We start from the raw sequence: 7567 nt of genomic DNA on the forward strand, positions 1-7567 counted from the left end.
CGCCGCCTGGCGACGCTGGACCAGGGGCGCGTCGAAGGGCTGACCGGGTGGAGCGACTGGGTCATGCTGCGCGGTGCCGCGCGCGGGCAGGGATTGCGCCCCACGGCCGAGCGCGCGGTGGCTGCGCCGCTTTCGGGCAAGCGGCACCTGTTCCGCTGGAGCATGGCAGCACGGAGTTGATCTGCCCTTTGAGGCAGCAAACGTGAAACGCACGCAGATGGCGGCTTGACCGCCGGTAATCCGCATTTAGTATGCAACACTAACAAATACCGGGGTAACCGGAATCGGGAGAGTCGATGCCATAGCCGCGTGTTCGCCTGTGGTTTTTGCCCGCCAGCCTGGCGCTTCCCGGTTCCGCCGATATGCGGATGAGGAGAAGCCATGCGTGCGATTGATTACTTCGACCGGGGCCATGACCGCGATCCCGCGCGGCTGGCAGTTGTCGATACGCAAACCGGCCTGAAGCTGACCTTTGCCCAAACCAAGGAATTGAGCGAGCAGATCGCCGCCGCGCTGCAACGCCATGGCTTTGAAAATCAGGACCTGCTGGGCCTCTATGGCCCCAACGATGGCATGCTGCTGGTGGTGCTGCTGGCGATGTGGCGCGCCAATGGCAAGTGGATTCCGGTCAACACCCGCAATGCCATCGATGCCAATGCCGCCTATATCAACTATGTGCGCTGCAAGTGGCTGGTCTATCATTCCAGCAAGGCCGATGAAGTGGCGCAGCTGAAGGCGCTATGCCCGGTGATGCAGCATTTTGTCTGCCTCGATCGGCGCATGGGCGATGATCCCAGCCTGGAGGAATTCATCGCCGGGGTGACCGCGCAGGATTTCGTCGAGCCCGAGATCGACGCGTTCGGCAACCTGTTCGATCTGGTCGGCATTTTTCCCACTGGCGGCACCACCGGCCCATCGAAGGGTGCCAATGTCACCAACCTGGGCTGGGGCACGATGATCGAGACCGCGGCCGATGCCATGGGCGGGCGCACGGCCGATCCTGTGGCGCTGGTGTCTGCCCCGATCACCCACGCCGCCGGGCCGATTTCTCTGTCCACGCTCAGCCTCGGCGCGACGCAGGTGATCCTGCCCGGCTTCGATGCCGAGGCCGTGCTCGCTGCGATCGAGGAGCACAAGGTCACCCACATGTACCTGCCGCCCACGGCGCTGTACCAGCTCATGGCCTCGCCGCAGATCGGCGCACATGATTATTCCAGCCTGAAGATCTTCATCCTGGTGGGGTCGCCCTGCTCGCCCGAAAAGCTGCGCCAGGCGGTGGAGATTTTCGGCCCGTGCATGTGCCAGGCCTATGGCCAGGTGGAATGCCCGATGATCGTGGCCTGGTTCCCGCCCGAAGACGTCGCCCGCTTTGCCCGGGAGGCGCCCGAAAAGCTGGCCGCCTGCGGCAAGCCGACCCGCTCGATCAAGGTGGCGCTGCTCGATGACGATGGCCAGCAGGTCGCCTTGGGCGAGGCTGGCGAAATTTGCGTGCGGGGCGCGCTGGTGACGCACAGCTATTTCGAAAAGCCCGAGGAAACCGCCGAAATCCGCAAGTTCGGCTGGCACCACACCGGTGACGTGGGCAAGCTCGATCAGGACGGCTACCTCTATATCGTCGACCGCAAGAAGGACATGGTGGTTTCCGGCGGGTTCAACGTCTTCACCGCCGAAGTCGAGGCGGCCGTAACCGAACTGCCCCAGGTGCGCGAGGCCTGCGTGTTTGGCATCCCGCACGAAAAGTGGGGCGAGCAGGTCCATGCCGTGGTCGTGGCCCAAGGGGTGAGCGAGGCGGACATCATCAGCTTTGCCAAGGCGCGCCTTGGCGGGGTGAAGGCGCCCAAGTCGGTGGAGTTTGTCGACGCCATTCCCCGCACGGCGGCCGGCAAGATGGACAAGAAGGCCCTGCGCACGAAATACTGGGGCAATGCCCAGCGCATGGTGAACTGAACACCGTGAACTGACCTGAAAAATCAGGCGCAAGAACGACGTGACATGGAGAGAGTGATGCGGAACGGGTTCGTGGCTGGGTTGGGCCTCGCATCGCTGGCGGCGCTGGCGCTGGCAGGGTGTGGCAAGGCGGTGGGTGATGCGCCGGCGGGTGCGGCGACAAGCGGGGTGACCGATGCCCTGATTGCCGCGGCCCCGCAGGATGAATGGCTCAGCTACGGGCGCGATTATGGCGAGCAGCGCTTCTCGCCGCTCGACAAGATCAACACTGGCAACGTCGGGCAACTGGGCCTGGCCTGGTCGGTCGATCTCGATACCGCGCGCGGCCAGGAAGCCACGCCGCTGATGCACGATGGCGTGCTCTACACCACCACCGCCTGGTCGATGGTCAAGGCCTATGACGCGCGCACCGGCAAGGTGATCTGGCAATACGATCCCAAGGTGCCGCGCGAAACCCTGGTGTCTGCCTGCTGCGACGCGGTCAACCGCGGGGCGGCGCTCTATGGCGACAAGATCTATGTCGGTACGCTAGATGGGCGGCTGATCGCACTCGACCAGAAGACCGGCCATGTCGTGTTCGACAAGGTCGTCGTGCCCGATCCCAAGAACTATGCCATCACCGGCGCGCCGCGCGTGGTGAAGGGGCGCATCGTCATCGGTTCGGGCGGCGGGGAATACCGCGCGCGTGGCTATATCGCGGCTTATGACGCGCAGACCGGCGCGCAGGTGTGGAAGTTCAACACCGTGCCGGGCAACCCCAAGGACGGGTTCGAGAACAAGGCGATGGAAGCCGCCGCCAAGACCTGGACTGGCGACTGGTGGACGCTGGGCGGTGGCGGCACGGTGTGGGATTCGATCACCTATGATCCCAAGACCAACCTGATCCTGTTCGGCACCGGCAATGCCGAGCCGTGGAACCCGGCGCCCGCCGGGCGCAGCGGGGATTCGCTCTACACCTCGTCGATCGTGGCGGTGAATGCCGATACCGGTGCCTATGCCTGGCACTATCAGGAAACGCCCGAGGACCGCTGGGATTTCGATTCCGACGCGCAGATCACGCTGGCCGACGTGACGATCGACGGCAAGCCGCGCCACGTCGCGCTGCATGCGCCCAAGAACGGCCATGTCTATGTGCTCGATGCGCAGACCGGGCAGTTCCTGTCGGCGACGCCCTTCGTGCCGGTGAACTGGAACACCGGGATCGATCCCAAGACCGGCCGGCCGACGATCAACCCCGAGGCGCGCTATGAGAAGACCGGCAAGCCGTTCATCGGCCTGCCGGGTGCGGGCGGGGCCCATTCGTGGCAGCCGCAAAGCTTCAGCCCCAAGACCAACCTCTTGTATATTCCGGCCAACGTTGCCGGTTTCCCCTATTTCGCGGCCAAGGACTGGAAACCCAGTGGCATGGGCTTCCAGACCGGGATCGACGGTTACACCACGTCGATGCCGGCCGATCCCAAGGTGCAGGCCGGTGCGCTGGCCGGCACGACCGGTGCGCTGATCGCGTGGGACGTGGCCAATCGCAAGGTGGCCTGGCGGGTGGACCAGGTTTCGCCATGGAACGGCGGCATCCTGTCGACCGCCGGCAACCTCGTGTTCCAGGGCAATGCCCAGGGGCAGTTCGTCGCCTATAGCGCCGACAAGGGCCACAAGCTGTGGTCATTCCCGGCGCAGAGCGGCATCGTTGCCGCGCCGATGACCTATGCCATCGGCGGCGAGCAATATGTGGCGGTGATGGTCGGCTGGGGCGGCGTGTGGGACGTGGCCACCGGCATTCTCGCGCATAAGGGTGGGGCATCGCGCAACATCAGCCGCCTGATGGTGTTCAAGCTGGGCGCCAAGGGGCAATTGCCGCCGCCGCCACCCAGCAATGCCGGCCCGCTCGATCCGCCGCCGCTGACCGGCACGCCCGAGCAGGTCGCCCATGGCGGCATGCTCTATGGCCGCTATTGCAACGTCTGCCATGGCGACGCTGCGGTGGCCGGTGGGGTGAACCCGGATCTGCGCCATTCGGGTGCGATCGGTTCGGCCGAGGGCATCAAGATGGTCGTGCTCGATGGCGCGCTGCACGAGGCCGGAATGGTCTCGTTCAAGAGCGTGCTGACCGCCGACGATGCCGAGGCGATCCGCCAGTACCTGATCGCGCGCGCCAACCAGGACAAGGCGCTGGAGGCCAAGACTGGCCAGCGCATCGGCAAGGGTACGGCGCGCAATTGACGCGCGCTTGGTCCGGTGAAAATGTTATGATACATTACAAATAATGGAGAGGAGTCGGCCATGAACGAGATGACGACGATTTCGCGCGAGCAGCGCGCCTATTCCCCGCAAGCGTCGGCCTTTCTGGCGCGCAAGCCGCAGCTGTTCATCAACAACGAATGGGTGGACAGCAGCCACGATGCCGTGATCGAGGTGGAAGACCCGTCGAGCGGCAAGATCGTGGGCCACGTGGTCGATGCATCGGACAAGGATGTGGATCGCGCCGTGGCCGCCGCGCGCGCCGCGTTCGATGATGGCCGCTGGTCTGGCCTGCCGCCGATGGTGCGCGATCGCACCATGAACCGCCTGGCCGATCTGCTCGAAGCCAATGCCGATCTCTTTGCCGAACTCGAAGCGATCGACAACGGCAAGCCCAAGACCATGGCCGGCGCCATCGATATTCCCGGTGCGATCAGCCAGTTGCGCTTCATGGCCGGCTGGGCCAGCAAGATTTCGGGCGAAACCACGCAGCCCTATACCATGCCCGGCGGGCAGGTGTTCAGCTATACCGTGCGCGAGCCGGTGGGCGTGTGCGCGCAGATCGTGCCGTGGAACTTCCCGCTGCTGATGGCTTCGCTCAAGATCGCGCCGGCCCTGGCGGCGGGCTGCACCCTGGTATTGAAGCCGGCCGAGCAGACCTCGCTCACCGCGCTCAAGCTGGCTGATCTGGTGGTGGAAGCCGGTTTCCCCGCCGGCGTCATCAACATCATCACCGGCAATGGCCACACTGCTGGTGATCGCATGGTCAAGCACCCCGATGTCGACAAGGTGGCCTTCACCGGATCGACCGAGATCGGCAAGCTGATCAACCGCAATGCCACTGCCAGCATGAAGCGCGTGACGCTGGAACTGGGCGGCAAGAGCCCGGTGGTGGTGATGCCCGATGTCGACGTGGCGCAGGCAGCGCCGGGCGCGGCGGGTGCGATCTTCTTCAATTCGGGCCAGGTCTGCGTGGCGGGCTCGCGCCTGTTTGCGCACAAGTCGGTGTTCGACCAGGTTCTGGAAGGCATGGCCGCCACCGCCCCGTTCTGGAGCCCGCGCCCCAGCCTCGATCCCGAGGCGCACATGGGGCCGCTGGTCAGCAAGGAACAGCACGAGCGGGTGATGGGCTATATCGAAGCGGGCAAGCGCGATGGTGCCAGCGTGGTGATGGGTGGCGACGTGCCGGCCAGCGATGGCGGCTATTACGTCAACCCCACGATCCTGGCCAACGTGAACCCGCAGATGAGCGTGGTGCGCGAGGAAATCTTTGGCCCGGTCGTGGTGGCGCAGCGCTTTGAAGACCTGGATGAAGTGGCGCGCATGGCCAACGACACCTGCTTTGGCCTGGGCGCCGGCATCTGGACCAAGGATGTGGCAACGATGCACAAGCTGGCGGCCAAGATCAAATCGGGCACCGTCTGGGGCAACTGCCACGCCATGATCGATACCGCGCTGCCGTTCGGCGGCTACAAGGAATCGGGCCTGGGCCGCGAGCAGGGCCGCCAGGGCGTGGAAGCCTATCTCGAGACCAAGACCGTAATTATCCAGCTGTAAGGCGCTGATTTAAAGCGCGCCCTTTTCTCTTCGTCACCCCGGGCTAGACCCGGGGTCCCGCTTCTTCGTTCCGCAGTGCCGGATTAGGTGCCAAGCGGGACCCCGGATCAAGTCCGGGGTGACGAAAGATGAGGCGCACATCGCAAGGACTGCATTGATGCCCATAGACCTGTCCAAGATCACCGCCATCGACGTGCACGTGCACGCCGAAGTTTCGTGCCACGATCCCGAAGATCCGGTGATGGGCAAGTTTTTCGATGCGGCATCGAGCTATTTCAAGGCGCCGCGCGAGCGGCCCAAGATGCCCGAGATCGCGCAGATCTATCGCGACCAGAACATCGCGTTCTGCCTGTTCACGGTGGACTGCGAGAGCGGGATCGGCGCCAAGCGCGTGTCGAACTATGAAATCGCCGAATTTGCCGCGCAGAACGACGACGTGTGCATCCCCTTTGCCTCGATCGATCCGCACAAGGGCAAGTATGGCGCGCGCGAGGCGCGTGACCTGATCGAAAACTATGGCGTCAAGGGCTTCAAGTTTCACCATATCTGCCAGAACATCCATCCGGCCGAGCAGGTTGGCTATGCCATCTACGAGGTGATCAACCACTACAAGCTGCCGGCGATCTTCCACACCGGGCATTCCGGCATGGGCACCGGCATGCGCGGGGGCGGGGGCATCCGCCTGAAATACGGGCAGCCGATGCTGGTCGATGATGTGGCGGTGGATTTCCCCGACATGAAGATCATCCTGGCGCACCCCTCGTGGCCGTGGGTGGATGAAAGCCTGTCGATGGCGCTGCACAAGGACAACGTGTTCATCGACCTGTCGGGCTGGAGCCCCAAGTATTTCCAGCCGCAGATCATCCAGTATGCCAATACCCAGCTGCGCAAGAAGATGCTGTTCGGCAGCGATTTCCCGCTGATCCGGCCCGACAAGTGGCTCGACGCCGCGCGCCAGGTCGGCTTCCGCGACGATGTGCTGCCGGGCATCATGAAGGACAACGCCGTGCGGTTGCTGGGCCTGGAATGACCTCCGATCCGGCCGACATCCGCGCGTGGCAGCGGCTGGGGGCCGATGTCACCACGTCGGGCCGGCTGGAGCCGCGCGACGTGGCGCGGCTAGCCGGGCTGGGCGTGGCCCATGTGATCAACCTGGCGCTGGAAACCCACCCAGAGGCCCTGCCCGAAGAGGGCGCGCGGCTGGCGACGGCGGGCATCGGCTATACCCATATCCCCGTGCCGTTCGATGCGCCCGATGACGGGCATTTCGCCGCGTTCTGCGCAGCACTGGATGCAGCGCCGCGCCCGGTGCACGTGCATTGCATCATGAATTGGCGGGTGGCGGCGTTCTTCTATCGCTGGCACCGCGCGGTGGCCGGCATGGGCGAGGGGCAGGCGCGCGCGCTGATGGCCCGGCAATGGACGCCAGAAGGGTCTGACCGGCCCGAGGCGCAGGTCTGGGCCGCGTTCATCGCAGGCGGGCGGGCATGACGGATTTCGCCGGCCGCCATGTGGTGATCACCGGGGCTTCCAGCGGGATCGGCCGCGCGACGTCGCAGCGCGTGGTGGCCGGCGGCGGCACGGTAACCCTGATTGCCAGGCGCGCCGCCTTGCTGGAAGAGGCGGTGGCAGAATTGGGCGGCGCGGCCGGATGGGCAGTGGCAGACGTGGCTGACAAGCCGCAATTGCTGGCGGCGCTGGACGCGGCTGTGGCTGCGCGCGGCGCCATCGACGGCCTGTTCTGCAACGCCGGTATTGGCGGCACATTTGCGGCGGGGGAAGACTATGGCGACGCGGCGTTTGCGGCGGTCATGGCGGGGAATGTCAC

At 65.0% G+C, this 7567-nt stretch carries 7 protein-coding genes; all 7 read left to right on the forward strand.

The annotated features are described in order from the left end of the window. On the forward strand, positions 1-180 hold a 180-nt coding region (locus H926_RS33615), incomplete at its 5' end, for a hypothetical protein (RefSeq protein ID WP_043610416.1). Positions 181-381: 201 nt separating this feature from the next. Further along, positions 382-1947, forward strand: a complete 1566-nt coding sequence (locus H926_RS0118485) for a class I adenylate-forming enzyme family protein (protein WP_022677620.1) — start codon at positions 382-384, stop codon at positions 1945-1947. 57 nt (positions 1948-2004) lie between these two features. Then, the gene (locus H926_RS0118490; RefSeq protein ID WP_022677621.1) at positions 2005-4164 is read left to right on the forward strand and encodes a PQQ-dependent dehydrogenase, methanol/ethanol family; all 2160 of its coding nucleotides are present in this window, start codon (positions 2005-2007) and stop codon (positions 4162-4164) included. Positions 4165-4224: 60 nt separating this feature from the next. After that, positions 4225-5739, forward strand: a complete 1515-nt coding sequence (locus H926_RS0118495) for an aldehyde dehydrogenase family protein (protein WP_022677622.1) — start codon at positions 4225-4227, stop codon at positions 5737-5739. Between the two features lie 157 nt (positions 5740-5896). Further along, the gene (locus H926_RS0118500; RefSeq protein ID WP_022677623.1) at positions 5897-6769 is read left to right on the forward strand and encodes an amidohydrolase family protein; all 873 of its coding nucleotides are present in this window, start codon (positions 5897-5899) and stop codon (positions 6767-6769) included. Beyond that, a complete protein-coding gene (locus H926_RS0118505) occupies positions 6766-7230 on the forward strand; it encodes a beta-lactamase hydrolase domain-containing protein (protein WP_022677624.1) in 465 nt (154 codons plus the stop codon). The genes H926_RS0118500 and H926_RS0118505 overlap by 4 nt, the downstream gene beginning before the upstream one ends. Further along, positions 7227-7567 (forward strand): SDR family oxidoreductase (locus H926_RS34965; RefSeq protein WP_237741097.1); only part of this gene is annotated, 341 nt, incomplete at its 3' end. The genes H926_RS0118505 and H926_RS34965, both read left to right, overlap by 4 nt.

The organism is Novosphingobium sp. B-7 (genome assembly GCF_000410615.1).
In the GTDB taxonomy this organism is placed as follows: Bacteria; Pseudomonadota; Alphaproteobacteria; order Sphingomonadales; family Sphingomonadaceae; genus Novosphingobium; species Novosphingobium capsulatum.

Bases quoted from the DNA above. Each gene is read 5' to 3' on its own strand.
- H926_RS0118485 (WP_022677620.1), top strand. From the start codon at position 382: ATGCGTGCGATTGATTACTTCGACCGGGGCCATGACCGCGATCCCGCG.
- H926_RS0118490 (WP_022677621.1), top strand. From the start codon at position 2,005: ATGCGGAACGGGTTCGTGGCTGGGTTGGGCCTCGCATCGCTGGCGGCG.
- H926_RS0118495 (WP_022677622.1), top strand. From the start codon at position 4,225: ATGAACGAGATGACGACGATTTCGCGCGAGCAGCGCGCCTATTCCCCG.
- H926_RS0118500 (WP_022677623.1), top strand. From the start codon at position 5,897: ATGCCCATAGACCTGTCCAAGATCACCGCCATCGACGTGCACGTGCAC.
- H926_RS0118505 (WP_022677624.1), top strand. From the start codon at position 6,766: ATGACCTCCGATCCGGCCGACATCCGCGCGTGGCAGCGGCTGGGGGCC.